17 protein-coding genes are annotated in these 19,971 nt (G+C 68.6%); 12 read left to right on the plus strand and 5 right to left on the minus strand.

The window, feature by feature from the left end; genetic code table 11:
• Nucleotides 1–20: 20 nt before the first annotated feature.
• On the plus strand, nt 21–1,517 hold the full coding sequence (gene sucB / locus ACYVGI_RS08340) for a 2-oxoglutarate dehydrogenase, E2 component, dihydrolipoamide succinyltransferase (RefSeq protein WP_460632146.1): 1,497 nt from the start codon (nt 21–23) through the stop codon (nt 1,515–1,517).
• On the opposite strand, the gene ACYVGI_RS08345 is transcribed toward sucB, so the two are convergent.
• Nucleotides 1,518–3,179, minus strand: coding sequence for a hypothetical protein (locus ACYVGI_RS08345; protein ID WP_460632147.1), 1,662 nt, complete (start codon nt 3,177–3,179; stop codon nt 1,518–1,520).
• A 110-nt stretch (nt 3,180–3,289) separates the two neighbouring features.
• On the opposite strand from ACYVGI_RS08345, the gene lipB reads away from it, so the two are divergent.
• The 3 genes from lipB to ACYVGI_RS08360 are packed head-to-tail and all read left to right on the plus strand — an operon-like array spanning nt 3,290 to nt 5,671.
• Nucleotides 3,290–3,937 carry a lipoyl(octanoyl) transferase LipB gene (gene lipB / locus ACYVGI_RS08350; protein ID WP_460632148.1) on the plus strand — a complete coding sequence of 216 codons (648 nt, stop codon included), beginning with the start codon at nt 3,290–3,292 and terminating at the stop codon, nt 3,935–3,937.
• A complete protein-coding gene (gene lipA / locus ACYVGI_RS08355) occupies nt 3,934–4,923 on the plus strand; it encodes a lipoyl synthase (protein WP_460632149.1) in 990 nt (329 codons plus the stop codon). The genes lipB and lipA overlap by 4 nt, the downstream gene beginning before the upstream one ends.
• Nucleotides 4,924–4,972: 49 nt before the next feature.
• Nucleotides 4,973–5,671, plus strand: coding sequence for a DUF4191 domain-containing protein (locus ACYVGI_RS08360; RefSeq protein ID WP_460632150.1), 699 nt, complete (start codon nt 4,973–4,975; stop codon nt 5,669–5,671).
• A 121-nt stretch (nt 5,672–5,792) separates the two neighbouring features.
• On the opposite strand, the gene ACYVGI_RS08365 is transcribed toward ACYVGI_RS08360, so the two are convergent.
• A complete protein-coding gene (locus ACYVGI_RS08365) occupies nt 5,793–6,230 on the minus strand; it encodes an RDD family protein (RefSeq protein ID WP_460632151.1) in 438 nt (145 codons plus the stop codon).
• Between the two features lie 139 nt (nt 6,231–6,369).
• On the opposite strand from ACYVGI_RS08365, the gene glnA (ACYVGI_RS08370) reads away from it, so the two are divergent.
• Nucleotides 6,370–7,794 carry a type I glutamate--ammonia ligase gene (gene glnA / locus ACYVGI_RS08370; protein WP_055896186.1) on the plus strand — a complete coding sequence of 475 codons (1,425 nt, stop codon included), beginning with the start codon at nt 6,370–6,372 and terminating at the stop codon, nt 7,792–7,794.
• Nucleotides 7,795–7,974: 180 nt separating this feature from the next.
• Here the strand turns inward: glnA (ACYVGI_RS08370) and ACYVGI_RS08375 are convergent, their stop codons facing one another.
• Both ACYVGI_RS08375 and glnA (ACYVGI_RS08380) read right to left on the minus strand, forming a co-directional pair.
• On the minus strand, nt 7,975–10,998 hold the full coding sequence (locus tag ACYVGI_RS08375) for a bifunctional [glutamine synthetase] adenylyltransferase/[glutamine synthetase]-adenylyl-L-tyrosine phosphorylase (RefSeq protein ID WP_460632152.1): 3,024 nt from the start codon (nt 10,996–10,998) through the stop codon (nt 7,975–7,977).
• Between the two features lie 5 nt (nt 10,999–11,003).
• Nucleotides 11,004–12,341, minus strand: coding sequence for a type I glutamate--ammonia ligase (glnA, locus tag ACYVGI_RS08380; protein ID WP_055896181.1), 1,338 nt, complete (start codon nt 12,339–12,341; stop codon nt 11,004–11,006).
• Between the two features lie 103 nt (nt 12,342–12,444).
• Between glnA (ACYVGI_RS08380) and panB the strand changes: the two genes are divergently transcribed.
• Nucleotides 12,445–13,296, plus strand: coding sequence for a 3-methyl-2-oxobutanoate hydroxymethyltransferase (panB, locus tag ACYVGI_RS08385; protein WP_460632153.1), 852 nt, complete (start codon nt 12,445–12,447; stop codon nt 13,294–13,296).
• Here panB and ACYVGI_RS08390 read toward each other — a convergent pair.
• The gene (locus ACYVGI_RS08390; RefSeq protein WP_055896176.1) at nt 13,293–13,505 is read right to left on the minus strand and encodes an SPOR domain-containing protein; all 213 of its coding nucleotides are present in this window, start codon (nt 13,503–13,505) and stop codon (nt 13,293–13,295) included. The genes panB and ACYVGI_RS08390 overlap by 4 nt on opposite strands.
• Before the next feature lie 12 nt (nt 13,506–13,517).
• On the opposite strand from ACYVGI_RS08390, the gene map reads away from it, so the two are divergent.
• The 6 genes from map to kdpC all read left to right on the plus strand — a co-directional run bounded on the left by map (nt 13,518) and on the right by kdpC (nt 19,970).
• A complete protein-coding gene (gene map, locus ACYVGI_RS08395) occupies nt 13,518–14,384 on the plus strand; it encodes a type I methionyl aminopeptidase (protein ID WP_460632154.1) in 867 nt (288 codons plus the stop codon).
• A 62-nt stretch (nt 14,385–14,446) separates the two neighbouring features.
• A complete protein-coding gene (gene ppgK / locus ACYVGI_RS08400; RefSeq protein WP_460632155.1) occupies nt 14,447–15,202 on the plus strand; it encodes a polyphosphate--glucose phosphotransferase in 756 nt (251 codons plus the stop codon).
• Nucleotides 15,203–15,490: 288 nt separating this feature from the next.
• A complete protein-coding gene (gene kdpF / locus ACYVGI_RS08405; protein ID WP_157480388.1) occupies nt 15,491–15,580 on the plus strand; it encodes a K(+)-transporting ATPase subunit F in 90 nt (29 codons plus the stop codon).
• Nucleotides 15,580–17,226 (plus strand): potassium-transporting ATPase subunit KdpA, encoded by a 1,647-nt coding sequence (gene kdpA, locus ACYVGI_RS08410; protein WP_460632156.1) that lies wholly within the window; start codon nt 15,580–15,582, stop codon nt 17,224–17,226. Before kdpF ends, kdpA begins: the two co-directional genes overlap by 1 nt.
• Nucleotides 17,227–17,228: 2 nt before the next feature.
• Complete coding sequence (gene kdpB / locus ACYVGI_RS08415; RefSeq protein ID WP_460632157.1) at nt 17,229–19,343, plus strand: potassium-transporting ATPase subunit KdpB; 2,115 nt, start codon at nt 17,229–17,231, stop codon at nt 19,341–19,343.
• An 18-nt stretch (nt 19,344–19,361) separates the two neighbouring features.
• Nucleotides 19,362–19,970 (plus strand): potassium-transporting ATPase subunit KdpC, encoded by a 609-nt coding sequence (gene kdpC, locus ACYVGI_RS08420; RefSeq protein ID WP_460632158.1) that lies wholly within the window; start codon nt 19,362–19,364, stop codon nt 19,968–19,970.
• The last annotated feature ends 1 nt before the right edge of the window (nt 19,971 follow it).

Here is a 19,971-nt window from a genome sequence, read left to right on the forward strand (position 1 = left end):
GGTTTGAAGGAGACAAGCTCATGAGCGAATCCGTCAGCCTCCCGGCACTCGGCGAGAGTGTCACGGAAGGCACGGTCACCCGCTGGCTGAAGAACGTTGGCGACCGTGTCGAGGTGGACGAGCCCCTGCTCGAAGTCTCGACCGACAAGGTCGACACCGAGATCCCCTCCCCCATCGCGGGTGTCATCGAGGCGATCCTGGTGCAGGAGGACGAGACCGTCGAGGTGGGCACCGCGCTCGTGACGATCGGCGACGGCTCCGGCGGAGGCGAGGCCCCGGCCGCGCCCGCCGCCGAGGCTGCACCGGCTGAGGCAGCGCCTGCCGAGGCTGCACCCGCCGAGGCTGCACCGGTTCAGGCTGCACCTACCGAGGCTGCACCTGCTCAGGCTGCACCGGCCGAGGCCGCACCGGCCGAGGCCGCACCGGCACCGGCCGCTGAGACGGCACCGGCCGCGCCTGTTGCTGCTGCGCCCGCCGCGGCACCCGCTGCCGCACCGGCACCCGCTGCCGCACCGGCACCTGCTGCCGCACCGGCCGCAGAGGCTGCTCCGGCTCCCGCTGCCGCACCGGCTTCGGCCGCTGCTCCCGCATCCACGGGTGGCGCGCACGCCGGCAATGCGGGGTACGTGACCCCGATCGTCCGCAAGCTCGCGAACGAGCAGGGCATCGACCTGTCGACCGTGACCGGCACCGGCGTCGGTGGACGCATCCGCAAGGAGGACATCCTCTCCGCGGCTGCCGCTCCCGCCGCCTCCGCCGCGCCGTCGACCGCTGCCGCTGCTCCGACCCCCGAGGTGTCGCCGCTGCGCGGTACGACGCAGCCGATGTCGCGTCTGCGCAAGGTCGTCGCCGAGCGCGCCGTCGTGTCGATGCAGTCGTCCGCTCAGCTCACCTCGGTGGTCGAGGTCGACGTGACCAAGGTCGCAGCGTTCCGCGACAAGGTGAAGGCCGACTTCCAGACCAAGACCGGGGTGAAGCTGTCCTTCCTCCCGTTCTTCGCTCTGGCCGCCGCCGAGGCGCTGAAGACGTACCCCGTCATCAACGCCACCATCGACGGCGACTCGATCGTCTACCCCGACCACGAGAACATGTCGATCGCCGTCGACACCGAGCGTGGCCTGCTCACCCCTGTGGTGCGCAACGCCTCGGAGCTCGACCTCGCCGGTCTCGCCAAGGAGATCGCGGACCTCGCCGAGCGCACCCGTGAGAACCGTCTGAAGCCGGACGAGCTCGCCGGCGGCACGTTCACGCTGACCAACACCGGTTCGCGTGGCGCGCTGTTCGACACTCCCGTCGTGTTCCTCCCGCAGGTGGCCATCCTCGGCACCGGCATCGTCACGAAGCGCCCCGTGGTCATCTCGGCCGACGGAACCGACTCGATCGCGATCCGCTCGACCGTGTACCTGGCTCTCTCGTACGACCACCGGATCGTCGACGGCGCCGACGCGTCCCGCTTCCTCGTCGCGGTGAAGAACCGTCTCGAGGGCGGGAACTTCGAGGCGAACCTCGGCATCTGATCACGGGAACACCTCCCGCAGTCGCCAACCGGCCTCGCTCCTGACCATCAGGAGCGAGGCCGGTTCGCTTTTCGGCGTGCGCGCACGATCCGGCGCCACCGACACCAACGCGGCATCGCCCCAGCGCTGCACGAGCTCGACGGCAGCACCGGCGTAGTCGAACCGGTCAGCGGACTCCCCACCATCGAGCGCCGCGCGATCCGCCTCTGCGAGCGGTGAACCATCCTGCACGATGTCGTTCAAGCAGGACGCCTTCGGCGCCGTGGCTGCGAAGCACGCGTGGCGGGCTCGCAGCAACACCGGAGCCGCCCCCACAGGGTCGCCCGGCACACTGAGCGCGGAGGCAGCGGACGGGGAGAGGGTCGGTGTTGCGGCAGGCGGAGAGGTCGTCCGATCATTCTCCGAGCCGAGCCTGGTGTGCTCGGCCTCAGGACCAGCCGCGGCCGGGCCAGATCCCGCGCCATCGGCGGCGCCAGGCAGGAGGACGAGGACCGCGCCGACGGCGATGACCGGGGCGACCGCGACGGCGACGAGCTTCTTGCGAACAGCCAGCCAGGCGCGCACTCGACCCGTGAGGTGCGCGAGCGGGCGCCCGTCGAGGAGAGCGCTGGTCACCGCTGCGACCGGCTCATACGCGGACAGCGGCGAGAGCGCTGAGGAAGCTGTGCCGTGCGCTGAATCGGGCTGTCCCCGCCCGAGCTCCAGCGGGGGCCGCTGGCCTGTCCACGAGGGCGGCCGGCGCGACTCCGAGAGCCTGGCCCGTTCGGCTGCACCGCTCAGACCGGCGCTCAGCAGTTCGCTCTGTGTCCGCCATCGGGCGCGGTCGCCCTCCGTTTCGCTGTCCGACCGGACGACCTCGGAACTCTTCTCATCCCCCACTCCTGCGAGGTCGTCGCCCAGGTGCACGACGCCCGGCTCGACGACCGCGAGCACTCCCGCGACCACGCGCTCCCAGGCGGCGCAGTCGACGGCGTGCGCGCAGCCGGCGAGGGCCGCATCCACGGCGTTGAGCAGGCGCCAGCCGCCCGGGGCGGGAACGAGCGTGCTGAGCCGGTCGGCGACGGCGCGATATGCGACGGCGTCCGCGACGGCGTCGGTGCCGGTGAGTGGTCGCGCGTGGCGGAGGCCGTCGATGGCTGGGCAGCCGTCGCGGCGGAAGGCGATGCCGTCGCTAGTGAGGCCGCCCACCGACCAGCCCGCCTCGTGCAGGGCTCCGAGCCCGAGGGCGACGCCGATCAGGATGGTCGCCGCTTCATCGGCCCTGACCGTCCGGCGGCGGTCGAGCAGCGCCGAGAGCGTTCCGCCCAACGCGTGCTCCAACATGAGGAACTCGACAGCGCCCCCACGCGCGACATCGTCGCCGTGCGGCGCCAGCACCCCGACGACGTGCTCCGACCTCGCTGCGCTGCGCGCGGCAGTCTCCCACGCCGATGTTGACGCGGCTCCACCTCCCGTGTCAGACCGCACCCGCACACACATCACCACCGGATGCGGATACTCCGGCAGCAGCACGACCTGGCGGAGCTCCCGCGCATCCACTGCCAGCGTCGCGAGCGACTGCCACCCTCGCTCCCTGGCGCGGGCGGCGGCGAGACGCGCAAGGTCGGGACTTCTGGACAGGGCGGCGCCGGATCGGCGCACGGCGTTCGGTTCGTTCGGCATGGTCCAAGTCCAGAGCATCCGGCAGCACTATGGCGCGCCCGCATCGAATCCGTGGACAACTCGCGCCGCACCCGAGTTGTGGAGAGCCAACGAGCACATAGACTGGCTGCGTGGTCGACTACGTCGTCACGGGGCTAAGCGCCAACTCCGTGCCGTATTCCGAGGCCCTTCAGCAGCAGCGTGCCATGCACGCTGATGTCGTCGCAGGCCGGGCGCCCGATACTGTCATCCTCCTCGAGCATCCCTCGGTGTACACCGCGGGGAAACGCACAGAGCCCGACGAAAGGCCGACCGACGGGACACCCGTCATCGATGTCGACCGCGGCGGGAAGATCACCTGGCACGGGCCGGGGCAGCTCGTGGGATACCCGATACTCCGTCTCCCGGAGCCCATCGACGTCGTCGGCTATGTCCGGCGGCTCGAGAGCATCCTGATCGACGTGCTCGCCGAACTCGGCGTCACGGGCGAACGGGTGCAGGGCAGGTCGGGAGTCTGGATCCGCGGCGTCCAGCGCGACGAGAAGATCGCCGCCATCGGCATCCGCGTCGCCGAAGGCGTCACCATGCACGGTTTCGCGCTCAACTGCTCGAACACCTTCGAGGCGTACGACGCCATCGTCGCGTGCGGCATCCGGGATGCGGGGATCACCTCGATCAGCCGCGTCCTCGGCCGCACGGTCACCCCGGAAGACGTCGTCCCCCTCATCCGGGCCCGCTTCGACAGAGAATTCGACACCGAACGGGAGACCGCCGCGTGAGCGCAGTGCCAGAGGGGCGCAAGATGCTGCGCCTTGAGATCCGCAACGCCCAGACACCGATCGAGCGCAAGCCGGAGTGGATCAAGACCCGCGCCAGGATGGGGCCGGAGTACCAGCAACTGCAGAGTCTCGTGAAGAGCGAGGAACTGCACACGGTCTGCCAGGAGGCAGGCTGCCCGAACATCTACGAGTGCTGGGAGGACAGGGAGGCGACGTTCCTGATCGGCGGCGCCCAGTGCACCCGCCGCTGCGACTTCTGCCAGATCGACACCGGCAAACCCGCCGACTACGACACGGACGAACCGCGTCGAGTGGCCGAGTCGGTCGCGAAGATGGACCTGCGCTACGCCACCGTCACCGGCGTCGCCCGCGACGACCTCGACGACGAGGGCTCCTGGCTGTACGCCGAGACCATCCGCGAGGTCCACCGGCAGAGCCCCGGCACCGGCGTCGAGATCCTGGTGCCGGACTTCTCCGGCAACCCGGACTACCTCGGCGAGGTGTTCTCCGCGCAGCCGGAGGTGTTCGCGCACAACGTCGAGACCGTCCCGCGCATCTTCAAGCGCATCCGCCCTGCGTTCCGGTACGAGCGCTCGCTCGACGTCATCACCCAGGGACGTGCGGCCGGGCTCATCACCAAGTCCAACCTCATCCTCGGGATGGGCGAGGAGCCGGAGGAGGTCAGCCAGGCCCTGCGCGACCTGCACGACGCCGGCACGGACATCATCACGATCACCCAGTACCTGCGGCCGAGTCCGCGGCATCTGCCGGTGGCGCGGTGGGTGCATCCGGACGAGTTCGTCGCGTTCAAGGAGGAGGCGGAGGCGATCGGATTCCTCGGCGTGCTGGCCGGTCCGCTCGTTCGTTCGTCGTACCGGGCCGGCCGGTTGTGGGCGCAGTCGATGCAGGCGAAAGGCCGCGAGGTGCCCGAGCAGCTCCGTCATCTGGCGGATGCGTCGCTCGGCTTCGCACAGGCCGTCTCCTGACCGCGAACAACGTCACTGCGCGGGCAGTCGAGCCGGTATCCTTGTGACTATGGCACGCAAGGACAAGTCCACCAAGGAGCCCGGTCGGCTCAAGCAGATGTGGCAGGTCTTCCAGATGACCCGCCGCTACGACAACCGGGCGGTGTTGTACATCGTGGGCGGCATCGTGCTGCCGATCATCGTCGGCGTGCTGCTCGCGGTCTTCCTCTCGGACGGCAACGGCTTCACGATGGCGATGTGGATCCTCGCCGGTGTGCTCGCCGGCGTGCTGGTGGGCCTCATCATCCTCGGTCGCCGCGCCGAGCGTGCCGCGTACTCGCAGATCGAGGGCCAGCCCGGAGCGGTCGGCGCTGTGCTGCGCAGCTCGCTCAAGCGGAGCTGGCGCGGTTCCGAGATGCCGGTCGCCGTCAACGGCAAGACCCAGGATGCGATCTACCGTGCCACCGGCCGCGGCGGCGTCGTGCTGATCAGTGAGGGTCCGAAGACCCGCACCCAGCGGATGATCGACGAGGAACGCCGCAAGGTCACCCGCGTGCTGCCGAACGTTCCCGTCACGACGATCAGCGTCGGCCCGGATGCGGACGCCACTCCCCTGCACAAGATCCCGCGCGTGCTCGCCAAGATCAAGCCGACGCTGACCAAGGCCGAGGTCATGGCCATCAGCAACCGTCTGCAGTCCCTCGAGAACGCCATGCCGATCCCGAAGGGCATCGACCCCATGAAGGTGCGCGCGCAGCGCGCGCGCTGACCTCGCCCGCGCGACCTCGCTCGCGCATCCATCGAGCCGGGACTTATGCACTCTCGCGACCGGCGTGTCGCGTGCATAAGTCCCGGCTCGATTTTTGCTGGCAGCGGTGGGAGGCGGCGGATCAGGCGCGGATGAGGACGGTTCCGGCGATCTTGTCGTGGAAGCCGCGCTGGTCGGAGTCCCAGACGAGCGCGGGGATGACGATGGCGAGCAGCAGGGAGCGCACGATGGGGCGCCACAGACCCACCCAGCCTCCGCGGATCGCGACCACGCGCATCCCGAACACCCGGTGGCCGATGCCGCCGCCGATGGTCGGGATGAAGACGATCTGCATGAGCACGAAGATGCCCGTGGTTGCCCAGCCGTTCGCGATCCCGTCGACGCGGAAGAACGCGAACGAAATAAGGTAGGCGATCGCCCAGTCGATCACGATGGCGCCGATGCGGCGGCCTGCGCGACCGACGGAGCCCCGGCCGGACTCCGGGAGTCCCAGTCGTTCACCGGGATAGCGGCTCGGCGCGATGTTGCCGTTGCTGGACGATTGCGGGTTCTGAGGCACCGGACGAGTTTACCGGTCATGGGTATGCGTAACACGCCGGAAACATTTGCGTCACTCCGGGGAAACTCCATCCCCCTACGTTGGGACTTGGGCTGCAGGTGCAGTCCACCACCTCAATCCATTTTTGGGAGTCCTCCGCATGTTCCGTGATTCTTCCGAGGTGCTCAAGTTCATCAAGGACACCGACGTCAAGTTCCTTGATATCCGCTTCACCGACCTGCCCGGTGTGCAGCAGCACTTCAACATCCCCGCGTCGACCGTCGATGAGGAGTTCTTCTCCGTCGGCCAGCTCTTCGACGGATCGTCCATCCGCGGCTTCGCGTCCATCCACGAATCGGACATGCAGCTCATCCCCGACGTCTCGACGGCGTACGTGGACCCCTTCCGTGCCGAGCGCACGCTCATCATGGTCTTCGACATCTACAACCCGCGCAACGGCGAGATCTACTCGAAGGACCCGCGTCAGGTGGCCAAGAAGGCCGAGAAGTACCTCGCATCCACCGGTATCGCCGACACCGCGTTCTTCGCCCCCGAGGCGGAGTTCTACATCTTTGACGACGTCCGCTACGAGGTGAACCAGCACTCCAGCTTCTACTCGGTGGACTCCGAGGAGGGCGCCTGGAACACCGGTCGTGTCGAGGAGGGCGGAAACCTCGCCAACAAGACCCCGTACAAGGGCGGATACTTCCCCGTGTCGCCGGTCGACAAGCAGGCCGACCTGCGCGACGACATCTCCCTGAAGCTGATCGACGCCGGCCTCATCCTGGAGCGCGCGCACCACGAGGTGGGCACCGGCGGCCAGGCCGAGATCAACTACCGCTTCGACACGATGGTGCACGCGGCAGACGACATCCTGAAGTTCAAGTACATCGTGAAGAACACGGCTGAGCTGTGGGGCAAGGTCGCGACCTTCATGCCGAAGCCGCTGTTCGGCGACAACGGCTCGGGGATGCACACGCACCAGTCGCTGTGGAACGACGGCAAGCCGCTGTTCTACGACGAGGCTGGCTACGGCGGCCTCTCCGACATCGCCCGCTGGTACATCGGCGGCCTGCTCAAGCACGCCCCGGCCGTCCTGGCGTTCACCAACCCGACCGTGAACTCGTTCCACCGTCTGGTCCCCGGCTTCGAGGCCCCGGTCAACCTGGTCTACTCGGCCGGAAACCGCTCGGCGTCGATCCGCATCCCGATCACGGGCACCAACCCGAAGGCGAAGCGCATCGAGTTCCGCGCTCCGGATGCGTCCGGTAACCCGTACCTCGCGTTCGCCGCCCAGCTCATGGCCGGCCTCGACGGCATCAAGAACCGCATCGAGCCGCACGAGCCGGTCGACAAGGACCTCTACGAGCTCCCGCCCGAGGAGGCCAAGAACATCCCCCAGGTCCCCGGCACCCTCGCCGAGGTTCTGGATGCGCTGGAGGCCGACCACGAGTTCCTGCTCGCCGGCGGCGTGTTCACCCCGGAGCTCATCGAGACCTGGATCGACTACAAGCGCGAGAAGGAGATCAAGCCCCTCGCGCAGCGTCCGCACCCGTTCGAGTACGAGCTGTACTTCGGCGTCTGACGCTCCGACGCTCTGTCGTCCGGAAGGCCGCATCCCCTCGGGGATGCGGCCTTCCGCCGTTTCCGGGTTGGGCAGGAGAATCTGCGCGACGCGCCGCCCGGAACTCCGTTACGAAGGAGAAACGAGCCGGGTCGGGGCGGAACTCCGTTCGGACGGGGAACGGGGGGACGAGGGGTCTGGTCAGGTGGAGGGGGTGGGGCGGCCGGGCTGGCCGTAGAAGGAGCGCTCGAAGACCGCGCGGGCACGGCGGGTGACGGCGAGGTAGTCCTCTTCGAGGCGGCTGGCGGAGCCGGGCGGATACTCCATCAGGCGCGCGACGCCATCGAGGGCGACCCGGTCGGAGGGGAGGACGTCGGCCGTCTTGTTGGTCCAGAGCGTCATCGCCGACCGGGCACGGGATGCGAAGACCCAGGCGTCGCGGAGCTTCGCGGCGTCTTCCGCGGTCACGTAACCGGTCTCCGCGGCGACGCGGAGTGCATCCAGAGTGGACGTGGTCTGCAGGTCGGGCACCGCCGCCGCGTGCTGCAACTGGATGAGCTGCACGAACCACTCCACATCGCTCAGGGAGCCGCGGCCGAGCTTGAGGTGCCTGGCGGGGTCGGCGCCCTGCGGGAGGCGCTCGCTCTCGACGCGGGCCTTGATGCGCTTGACCTCGCGGACGGCCTGCTCGGCGATCGCCGCCGGGTAGCGCACCTCGTCTGCCACGCGCTCGAAGTCGTCGAGGAGGGCGGCGTCACCTGCCACCCCGCGGGCGCGCAGCAGCGCCTGAGCCTCCCAGGTCAGCGACCAGCGCTGGTAGTAGGCGCGGTACGAGTCGAGCGACCTGACCGGGGTGCCGTTCTTGCCCTCCGGGCGCAGGCCGATGTCCAGGTCGAGCGGGAGGACGTTGTCCTCGGTGAGCCTGCCCAGGTCGGAGACCACCTGCAGGGCCGCACGGTGCGCAGCATCCTGGTCGTCGCCGAGAGCGCGGAACACGTACATCACATCGGCGTCCGAGCCGAAACCGAGCTCGCAGCCGCCGAACCTGCCCATCCCGATCACCGCGAACTCGAACAGCCCGCGGTCGTCGCGGCTGTCCCTGATCGCCTCCAGCACGCCCGCGATCACGTTCTCGGTGACGGCGGTGAGTCCCTGCGCCAGCTCCTCGATCGTGCTGAAGCCGAGGATGCCGGAGAACGCCAGCCGCAGCACCTCGCGCCTGCGGGCGGCCCGCAGCGCGGCCGCTGCCGACTCCGCGGAGGCGTGACGGCCGAGGATCGCCCTCGTCTCCTCGCGCAGCAGTGCCGCCGACCGGGGTCGCAGTTCTTCCTCCGATTCGAGCCACGCCACCGACTCCGGGATGCGCCCCAGAAGCTCCCCGGCGAACCGCGACCCGGACAGCACCCTCGTGAGCCGCTCCGCAGCCCCGGAGGAGTCGCGCAGCATCCTGAGATACCAGTGGGTGGAGCCGAGGTCTTCGCTCAGGCGGCGGAAGGTGAGCAGGCCGTAGTCGGGGTCCGCGCCGGCGGCGAACCACTGGAGCATCACCGGGAGCAGATGCCGCTGGATGGTCGCGCGCCTGGACACACCGCCGGTGAGTGCTCCGATGTGGGCGAGCGCACCGCGGGCGTCCCGGAAGCCGATGGCGGCGAGACGGGCCTCGGCCTGCGCGCTCGTGAGCCCGGCCTGGCCGGTGAGGTTCGTGTCCTCGCTCGGCGTGGAGGCGACGGCGCTCAGCAGCGGCCGGTAGAACAGCCGCTCGTGCAGCCCGCGCACCCTGTGCTTGATCGCGTTCCAGCGCTCGAAGAGCTGCTCTGCGCCCGGCGCGAGGCCCGTGGCGCGCGCGAGCACCCGCTGGTCGCTCTCGTCCCGCGGCATCAGGTGCGTGCGGGACAGGTGCCGCAACTGCAGCCGGTGCTCCATGAGGCGCAGCGTGCGGTAGTCGCGGGAGAAGTCGGCGGACTCCTCTCGGCCGATGTAGCCCTGCGCGGCCAGCGCCGCGAGGGCGGAGAGCGTGTCGCGCTGGCGCACCTGGTCGTCGGTCTGCCCGTGCACGAGCTGCAGCAGTTGCACCGTGAACTCCACGTCGCGCAGACCCCCGGGGCCGAGCTTCAGCTGGTAGTGCACCTCGTCGTCCGGGATGTTGTCCGTGACGCGCTCGCGCATCCGCTGCACGGACTCCACGAAGTTCTCCCTGGACGCGCTGCTCCACACCTTGGGCGCGAGCGCGGCGACGTAGCGCTCCCCCAGGTCGAGGTCGCCGGCGATCGGGCGCGCCTTCAGCAGCGCCTGGAACTCCCAGCCCTTCGCCCACCTGTCGTAGTACGCGATGTGCGATTCGAGCGTGCGCACCAGTGCGCCGTCCTTGCCCTCCGGGCGCAGATTCGGGTCGACCTCCCAGAGGCCGGGCTCGATCGCCGGGTCGTGGATGCCGCGCATGGTGAGCATCGCGAGCCTGGTGGCGATGTCGACGGCGCGACCGGAGGAGACACCGGCGTCCTCGTCGCCCTCCGCGACGTAGATCACATCCACATCGCTCACGTAGTTGAGCTCGCGTGCGCCCGCCTTGCCCATGCCGATGATGGCGATGCGCGTCGCGCGCACCTCCGCCTCGGGGAACCGGCCGGGGCCGGTGCCGCTGGTCTGCCTCCGCGCGATCGCCAGCGACGCCTCGAGGGCTGCGCCCGCCAGATCGGAGATGGTGGCGGCGACCGCGTCGAAGCCGTCGACGGGGTCCGCCTGCTCCAGGTCGAAGCTCGCCACCTGCACCAGCCGCCGGCGATACCGGATGCGCAGGGCCGTCCACGCCTCCTCCTCGGTCACGGAGGCGAAGCCGTCGACCGCGCCGACCGCATCCAGCAGGTCGTCTCGCAGCTCGGCGGAGGACGGAAGGCGTGTGACGGGCTGGCTCAGTGCATCCACCTGGGCCGGCTGCCGCAGAAAGAAGTCGCCGATGCCCTCCGACGCGCCGATCACCTTCAGGATGCGCTTGGCCGCGTCCTGCTCACGAAGGTACGGAGCAGCGCGGTCGGGAGCGCGCCGCACCAGGGCGAGCGTGCAGCCGAGCGCCGTGTCAGGGTCGGCTGCCACCGAGAACGCGGGAAGCGCATCCTCGACCGGAACGCCGGTGAGCGCGGCCAGCTCGTCGAGCTGAGCACGCACCGAGCTCAGGCCGACGAAGCCCGACCGCGCGAGAGTGGTCAGTGAGAGCTGGTCGCGCGGCACGGCGCCTAAAGGATCTCGAGGTTGGTGCGCAGCTCGTACGGCGTGACCTGGGCGCGGTAGGCCGACCACTCCTGCCGCTTGTTCAGCAGCACATAGTTGAAGACCTGCTCGCCCAGCGTCTCTGCCACCAGCTCCGACTCCTCCATCAGCGAGATGGCGTGGTCGAGGCTCGCGGGGAGCTGGTTGTATCCGAGAGCGCGGCGCTCGGCGTCGCTGAGCGCCCACACGTTGTTCTCGGCCTCCGGCGGAAGCTCGTACTGCTCCTCGATGCCCTTGAGGCCGGCGGCCAGCATGAGCGAGAACGAGAGGTACGGGTTGGCCGCAGAGTCGATGGCGCGGTATTCGACGCGCGAGCTCTGGCCCTTGTTGGGCTTGTAGAGCGGGACGCGCACGAGAGCGGACCGGTTGTTGTGGCCCCAGCAGACGAAGCTCGGCGCCTCGTCCCCGCCCCAGAGGCGCTTGTACGAGTTGACGAACTGGTTGGTCACGGCCGTGATCTCCGGCGCGTGGCGCAGGAGACCGGCGATGAAGTGGCGGCCGACCTTGGAGAGCTGGTATTCGGCACCGGCCTCGAAGAACGCGTTGGTGTCGCCCTCGAACAGCGACATGTGGGTGTGCATCCCGGAGCCGGGGTGACCGGAGAGCGGCTTCGGCATGAACGTGGCGTACACGCCCTGCTCGATGGCGACCTCTTTGATGACCGTGCGGAACGTCATGATGTTGTCCGCCGTGGTGAGGGCGTCCGCGTAGCGCAGATCGATCTCGTTCTGGCCGGGCCCCGCCTCGTGGTGGCTGAACTCGACGGAGATGCCGAGGTCTTCGAGCATCCTGACCGACCGGCGACGGAAGTCGTGGGCCGTGCCGCCCGGCACGTTGTCGAAGTATCCGGCGGAGTCGACCGGCTCAGGGCCGTTCTCGTCGAACGCCGACGACTTCAGCAGGTAGAACTCGATCTCGGGATGCGTGTAGAACGTGAACCCGCGGTCTGCGGCCTTCTCCAGCGTGCGCTTGAGGACGTTGCGGGGGTCGGACACCGACGGCTGCCCGTCCGGAGTGGTGATGTCGCAGAACATGCGCGCCGTCGGGTCGATCTCTCCGCGCCACGGAAGGATCTGGAATGTGGTGGGGTCCGGATGCGCGAGCAGGTCGGACTCGTACGCCCGGGTCAGGCCCTCGATGGCGGAGCCGTCGAAGCCGAGCCCCTCGCTGAACGCGCCCTCCACCTCGGCGGGCGCGATGGCGACGGACTTGAGCGTGCCGACCACATCGGTGAACCACAGCCTCACGAACTTGATGCCACGTTCCTCGATCGTGCGAAGAACGAAGTCGCGCTGCTTGTCCATCCTGCCCCTTTCGTCAGCCTTCCCAGACTAGTGGTTTCGGGGGCTCGATTCAGGCGCTGTGCGCGTCCGTTTCCGAGTCTGAACGCGTCATTAGACTGAGGCCATGTCAGAGCAGTCTCCTATGCCGTCCGCCCACCCGACGACGTCGTCGATGCAGTCGCTGAAGCGCGTCCGCACCAGGCACTTCCAGGCCGCGAAGGAGGAGGGCGCCAAGTTCACCGGCCTCACCAGCTACGACCAGCTCACCGCGCAGATCTTCGACGCCGCCGGAATAGACTTCCTGCTGGTCGGAGACTCGGCAGGCAACAACGTGCTCGGCTACGAGACCACCCTCCCTGTGACGGTCGACGAGCTCATCCCGCTCACTCGCGCGGTGGCCGGTGCGGTCAAGCGCGCGTTCGTCGTGGCGGACATGCCGTTCGGCTCATACGAGACAGGGCCGCTGGAGGCGCTGCACACGGCGGTACGGTTCATGAAGGAGACCGGTGCGCACGCGGTCAAGCTGGAGGGCGGCGTGCGCAGCGCGGAGCAGATCCGCCGGATCGTGGATGCGGGCATCCCGGTCATGGCGCACATCGGCTTCACGCCGCAGAGCGAGCACGGGCTCGGCGGTCACATCATCCAGGGTCGCGGCGACGGGGCGGAGCAGGTGCTCGCCGACGCGCACGCCGTCGAGGACGCCGGTGCGTTCGCGGTGGTCATGGAGATGGTGCCCGCCGAAGTGGCCGCTCGGGTCACCGCCGAGCTGCGCATCCCGACCATCGGCGTGGGCGCAGGCCCGGATGTGGACGGGCAGCTTCTCGTCTGGACGGACTGGGCGGGCTTCACCACCGGCCGCATCCCGCGCTTCGTGAAGCAGTACGCCGACCTGCAGGGGATCCTCACGCAGGCGGCGACCGCATACAAGGCCGACGTGCAGGACGGGACGTTCCCCGCCCCGGAGCACAGCTTCTAGCGGTTCTCCGCCGCGTCGTCCTCAGCCCACTTGGCGCTGTTCTCGCGCAGCTTCTCGAGGGCGTTCTCAGCCTCGGCGTGCGTGTCGAACGGGCCGACGCGGTCGGGGGCAGGCGACAGGAAACCCTGCTCGACCTGGCCGGTCTTCATGTTGTACCAGAACTTGTGTTCGGCGTCCTGGGTGATTCCGTGGTCATTCTCGCCGGTCATAAGCTTGATCCTATGCCCAAGGATTCCGCCGGTCACCTGATTCCAGGACGTGTCAGTCCCCTGCGCTCCGTGCCGGCGGACATCGCCAGACCGGAGTACGTCGGCAAGAAGGCGCCTGCGCCGTACACCGGGTCGGACGTGTACACCCCGGAGGAGATCGAGCTGATCCGCGAGTCCGGCCAGATCGCCGCCCAGGCCATCGCGCTCGTCGGCGAGAACGTGCGGCCGGGCGTCACCACAGAAGAGCTCGACGTGATCGGCCACGAGTTCCTGATCGCGAACGGCGCATACCCGTCGACGCTCGGCTACCGCGGGTTCCCGAAGTCGATCTGCAGCTCGGTCAACGAGGTGATCTGCCACGGTATCCCGGACGACACCGTGATCGACGACGGCGACATCGTCAACATCGACATCACCGCGTACAAGAACGGGTTCCACGGGGACAGCAACCAGACCTTCATCGCCGGGACGGCCGCCGAGGAGGTCGCGCTGCTCGTCGAGCGCACGCGCGAGGCGCTGAACCGCGGGATCAAGGCCGTCGCCCCCGGCAGGCAGGTCAATGTGATCGGCCGCGCCATCGAGTCGTACGCCAAGCGGTTCGGCTACGGCGTCGTGCGCGACTTCACCGGACACGGCGTCGGCGCCGCCTTCCACTCCGGCCTGATCATCCCGCACTACGATTCCGCTCCCCTGCACGATGACGTGATGGAGGTGGGCATGGTGTTCACCATCGAGCCGATGCTCACCCTCGGCACCCACGAGTGGGACATGTGGGAGGACGACTGGACGGTCGTCACCCGCGACACGAGCATCACGGCGCAGTTCGAGCACACCCTCGTGGTCACCGAACGCGGCGCCGAGGTGCTCACGCTTCCGTGAGCGCGATCGGTCGCACGGCCGGGCTGACGCGCCGCGCATCCACTGCGGGGTAGATTCGTGCCATGAGTTCGAAGAACCAGGCAATCGGAATCGACATCGGAGGAACCGGGATCAAGGGAGGTCTCGTGGACCTCGACACCGGAGAACTCATCAGCGACAGGGTGAAGCTGCCCACGCCGGAGGGCGGCAAGCCGGACGACATCGTCGAGACCACCAAGGAGATCGTCGACAAGCTGGCAGCGGAAGACCCGGATGCGCCGGTCGGCGTCTGCTTCCCTGCCATCGTCAGCCACGGGGTCACCCTGTCGGCGGCGAACGTGTCGAAGAAGTGGATCGACCTGCGCGCGGAGGACCTGTTCGAGAAGGGGCTGAAGCGGGACATCCACTTCGTCAACGACGCCGACGCCGCGGGATACGCGGAGACCAGGTTCGGCGCGGCGAAGGGGAAGGACGGCCTCGTCATCATGACGACGCTCGGCACCGGCATCGGCTCTGCCCTGATCTACAACGGCGTCCTCATCCCGAACGCCGAACTCGGCCACCTGGAGATCGACGGTCACGACGCCGAGTCGAAGGCGGCGTACTCGGCGAAGGAGCGCGAGGATCTCAGTTGGGAGAAGTGGGCGAAGCGCCTGCAGACGTACTATTCGACCCTCGAGTTCCTGTTCACCCCCGACCTCTTCATCGTCGGCGGCGGCGTCTCCAAGAACTACAAGGACTTCCTTCCCCTGCTCGACCTCACGACGGAGATCGTGCCTGCTGTGCACCGCAACAACGCGGGCATCCTGGGCGCGGCCGCCCTCGCCGTCCGGTCCTGACCCGGCGTCAGGCCCATCTGGTGGTCCCGAATCGCCGCGCGCATCCCTGTGCGCGCGGCAATTCGGGACCACTCGTTCGTTAGGGGCGCGTATGCGTTCGGCGAGCGGGCGTTAGGGATGCGTTAGGACCGGCTCCCGGCGCCCGCCCAGGGTGTGGACTCTCACCGTCGCGTCGATCGGCGCGGCATCCTCACGGATGGAGAGAGTCTTGCTGGACGTCGTCTACCTCCTCGGAATCGTCGTGCTCGCGCTTGTCGTCGGGCTCGTCGGCCGGGGGGTCGAGAAGCTGTGATCGTCATCAATGTGATCAGCGCCCTGCTCGCGGTGGCCGCGATCGCCTACCTGGTGGTCGCCCTGGTGAAGCCGGAGCGCTTCTAGTGGTGCTCTGGCTGTTCGTCGCCCAGTTGGCGACGCTCGCGCTGATCCTCGCCATCGCATACCGCCCGCTCGGCGACTACATGGCGCGCGTCTTCACCTCGCCGAAGGACCTGAAAATCGAACGCGGCGTCTACCGGATGATCGGGGTCGACTCCTCCGCGGAGCAGTCCTGGCCCGCCTACCTCCGTGGCGTTCTCGCGTTCTCCGTGGTCGGCATCCTGATCGTCTACGGTCTGCAGCGGTTGCAGGAGTTCCTGCCGTACGCGCTCGGCCTGCCCGCCGTGCCGGAAGGGCTCGCGTTCAACACCGCGATCTCGTTCGTCACCAACACGAACTGGCAGTCGTACTCTCCGGAGGCGACGATGGGCTACACGGTCCAGATCGCCGGACTGGCCGTGCAGAACTTCGTCTCCGCCGCCGTCGGCATCGCCGTCGCCGTCACGCTGGTCCGCGGTTTCGCTCGCCGGTCGAGCGGTACCATCGGCAACTTCTGGGTGGATCTGCTGCGGGCGACCGTGCGCATCCTGCTGCCGCTCGCCGTCGTGGCCGCGATCGTGCTGATCGCCGGTGGCGCGATTCAGAACTTCTCCGGCTTCCAGCACGTGACGACGCTCACCGGGGCGACCCAGACCATCCCGGGCGGACCGGTCGCGTCGCAGGAGGCGATCAAGCTGCTCGGCACGAACGGCGGCGGCTTCTTCAACGCGAACTCGGCGCATCCGTTCGAGAATCCGACCGCCTGGACGAACCTGATCGAGATCGTGCTGATGCTCATCATCCCGTTCTCGCTTCCCCGCGCCTTCGGCACGATGGTCGGCGACCGGCGCCAGGGCTACGCGATCCTGGCGACCATGGGTGTGCTGTTCCTCGCCTCCCTCGGCGCGATGACGGCGTTCGAGCTGTCGAGCGGTTCGCTGGAGGGCAAGGAGCAGGTGTTCGGCATCCTGGGCTCGACGCTGTTCAACACCACGAGCACCGTCACCTCCACCGGCGCCGTCAACTCGATGCTCGACAGCTACAGTCCGCTCGGCGGAATGATGGCCATGATCAACATGATGCTCGGCGAAGTCGCCCCCGGCGGTGTCGGGGCGGGGCTGTACGGGATCCTCGTGGTCGCCGTCATCGCCGTGTTCATCGCCGGTCTGATGGTCGGGCGCACCCCCGAATACCTCGGCAAGAAGCTCGGCCCGCGCGAGATCAAGCTCGCGAGCCTCTACATCCTGACGACGCCGACCCTGGTGCTCGTCGGCACCGGCCTGAGCTTCGCCATCCCGGCGATCAGGGCCGACGTGGAGAAGACCTCGATCTTCAACCCCGGCCTGCACGGCTTCAGCGAGGTGCTCTACGCGTTCACCTCCGCAGCGAACAACAACGGCTCGGCGTTCGGCGGCCTCACCGCGAACACCCCGTGGCTGAACGCGGCGCTCGGCACCGCGATGTTCCTCGGCCGGTTCCTCCCGATCGTGTTCGTCCTCGCCCTGGCCGGCTCGCTCGCCGGGCAGACGAAGATCCCGGCGACAGCCGGCACCCTCCCGACCCACCGGCCGCAGTTCGTCGGCCTGCTCGTCGGAACCGTGCTCCTCGTGTCCGCCCTCACCTATTTCCCCGTTCTCGCGCTGGGTCCCCTGGCGGAAGGGCTGCAGTAACCATGACAACCATCTCCTCACAGCGACAGTCGGCACGCGCCTTCTCCGTCGCGCAACTCGCGGCGGCGCTTCCCGGCGCTCTCCGCAAGCTCGACCCGCGCCTGATGTGGCGCAACCCCGTGATGTTCATCGTCGAGGTGGGCGCGGCGCTGACGACCGTGCTCGCGATCGCGCAGCCGTTCATCGGCAGCGGCAGCGGTGGTCAGCAGAACCTCGCGTTCACCTGGGGAATCGCCATCTGGCTGTGGCTCACCGTTGTCTTCGCCAACCTGGCGGAGGCGGTCGCTGAGGGCAGGGGCAAGGCCCAGGCCGCGAGCCTGCGGGCGACCAGGTCGACCACCGTCGCCAACCGCGTCGCCGGGTACGACGAGTCCGTCGATCCGGATGCTGTCCGCTCCCAGATGGAGCAGGTCGCGTCGAGCGAGCTGCGGCTGGGCGACGTCGTCGTGGTCACGGCGGGAGAGCTCATCCCCGGCGACGGCGACATCGTGCGCGGCATCGCATCCGTGGACGAGTCGGCCATCACCGGCGAGTCCGCCCCTGTGGTCCGCGAGTCCGGGGGCGACAGGAGTGCGGTGACGGGAGGCACCCGGGTGCTCTCCGACCGCATCCTGGTGCGGATCACCAGCAAGCCGGGCGAGACGTTCGTCGACAGGATGATCAAGCTCGTCGAGGGCGCATCCCGGCAGAAGACGCCGAACGAGATCGCGCTCAACATCCTGCTGGCGAGCCTGTCGATCGTCTTCGTGGTGGTCGTCCTGACCCTCGCTCCCGCCGCCGGATACTCGAACGCCGCCCCGACCGTGCCCGTGCTGATCGCCCTGCTGGTGTGCCTCATCCCCACCACGATCGGCGCCCTCATCTCCGCCATCGGCATCGCTGGTATGGACAGGCTGGTGCAGCGCAACGTGCTGGCGATGTCCGGCCGGGCCGTCGAAGCGGCCGGAGACGTGACGACGCTGCTGCTCGACAAGACGGGCACCATCACCTACGGCAACCGGCGTGCGGCCGAGTTCACTCCGGTCGGCGGCGCAGACAGCATGGAGCTCGTCCGCGCAGCAGCACTCTCGTCGCTCAGCGACCCGACGCCGGAGGGCGTCTCCGTCGTCGCCCTCGCCGAACAGCTCGGCTACAGCCACCAGGGCGACCTGAACGGCGAGATCGTCCCGTTCACGGCACAGACCAGGATGAGCGGCCTCGACCTTCCGGACGGCACCAGCGTGCGCAAGGGCGCGGCGAGCGCCGTCGTGGCCTGGGTGCGCGAGTCCGGACCCACGGCGAGTTCGGTGCTGCACGACCTCGACGAGGAAGTGGAACGCATCTCCATGGTCGGCGGCACTCCACTGGCTGTCGCGACCAGGGATGCGGCCGGTTCCGCCAGCCTGCTCGGCGTGATCTACCTGAAGGATGTGGTGAAGGACGGCCTGGCAGAACGCTTCGCCGACCTCCGCCGGATGGGCATCCGGACCGTCATGGTCACCGGGGACAACCCGCTCACGGCCAAGGCCATCGCGGCGGAGGCCGGTGTCGACGACTTCCTCGCCGAAGCGAAGCCGGAGGACAAGCTGGCGCTGATCCGGCGGGAGCAGGAGGGCGGCAACCTGGTCGCCATGACCGGTGACGGCACGAACGACGCGCCTGCTCTCGCTCAGGCGGACGTCGGGGTGGCGATGAACACCGGCACGTCCGCGGCGAAGGAGGCCGGGAACATGGTCGACCTCGACTCCGACCCGACCAAGCTCATCGACATCGTGCGCATCGGCAAGCAGCTCCTGATCACCCGCGGAGCGCTGACGACGTTCTCGATCGCGAACGACGTGGCGAAGTACTTCGCGATCATCCCCGCGATGTTCGTCGGAGCGTTCCCCGGGCTCGCCGCGTTGAACATCATGGGGCTGCACTCCCCGGCGTCGGCCATCCTCTCCGCGGTGATCTTCAACGCCATCGTCATCGTGCTGCTGATCCCGCTGGCGCTGCGCGGCGTGACGTACCGGCCGTCGAAGGCGTCAGCTCTGCTCGGCCGCAACCTGCTGATCTACGGCGTCGGCGGCATCATCGCCCCGTTCATCGGTATCAAACTGATCGACCTGCTGGTCGCGCTCATCCCCGGATTCTAGGAAGAGAGAACACCAATCATGAACGGACTCCGTGGCGCCTGGCGCCACTACTGGGTCGCCATCCGGGCGATGATCGTGCTGACCGTCACCCTGGGCATCGTCTACCCGCTCGTGCTGACCGGGGTGGGCCAGCTCGCCCTGCCGGTTCAGGCGAACGGCTCGCTCGTCAGCTCGGAGGGGAAGACGGTCGGCTCGGCTCTCATCGGGCAGGGCTTCACCGACGCGAAGGGCAACGCCCTGGCGAAGTGGTTCCAGTCGCGCCCGTCCGCGGCCGGCGACGGCTACGACGGAGCCGCGTCGTCCGGCAGCAACCTCGGTCCGAACAACCCCGACCTGGCGAAGGCCGTGAAGGAGCGCACGGCCGCCGTGGCGAAGGACGACGGGATCGCGGTCGCCGACGTCCCCGTGGACGCGGTGACCGCATCCGGGTCCGGTCTCGACCCGCACATCTCCCCCGCGTACGCCCGCGACCAGGTGCAGCGGGTGGCCGAGGCCCGCGGCCTGCCGGTGGCAGCGGTGCAGAAGCTGGTCGAGTCTAAGATTCAGGGACGGGACCTCGGCTATCTGGGCGAGCCCACTGTGAACGTGCTCCAGTTGAACATCGCGCTGGCGAAGATGGACGAGTAGG

It is taken from the genome of Leifsonia lichenia, from assembly GCF_054780215.1.

Bases quoted from the DNA above. Each gene is read 5' to 3' on its own strand.
- ppgK (WP_460632155.1), top strand. From the start codon at position 14,447: ATGAGTTCGAAGAACCAGGCAATCGGAATCGACATCGGAGGAACCGGG.
- panB (WP_460632153.1), top strand. From the start codon at position 12,445: ATGTCAGAGCAGTCTCCTATGCCGTCCGCCCACCCGACGACGTCGTCG.
- ACYVGI_RS08390 (WP_055896176.1), bottom strand. From the start codon at position 13,505: ATGACCGGCGAGAATGACCACGGAATCACCCAGGACGCCGAACACAAG.
- kdpC (WP_460632158.1), top strand. From the start codon at position 19,362: ATGAACGGACTCCGTGGCGCCTGGCGCCACTACTGGGTCGCCATCCGG.
- sucB (WP_460632146.1), top strand. From the start codon at position 21: ATGAGCGAATCCGTCAGCCTCCCGGCACTCGGCGAGAGTGTCACGGAA.
- ACYVGI_RS08360 (WP_460632150.1), top strand. From the start codon at position 4,973: ATGGCACGCAAGGACAAGTCCACCAAGGAGCCCGGTCGGCTCAAGCAG.
- kdpB (WP_460632157.1), top strand. From the start codon at position 17,229: ATGACAACCATCTCCTCACAGCGACAGTCGGCACGCGCCTTCTCCGTC.
- glnA (WP_055896186.1), top strand. From the start codon at position 6,370: ATGTTCCGTGATTCTTCCGAGGTGCTCAAGTTCATCAAGGACACCGAC.
- ACYVGI_RS08345 (WP_460632147.1), bottom strand. From the start codon at position 3,179: ATGCCGAACGAACCGAACGCCGTGCGCCGATCCGGCGCCGCCCTGTCC.
- map (WP_460632154.1), top strand. From the start codon at position 13,518: ATGCCCAAGGATTCCGCCGGTCACCTGATTCCAGGACGTGTCAGTCCC.
- glnA (WP_055896181.1), bottom strand. From the start codon at position 12,341: ATGGACAAGCAGCGCGACTTCGTTCTTCGCACGATCGAGGAACGTGGC.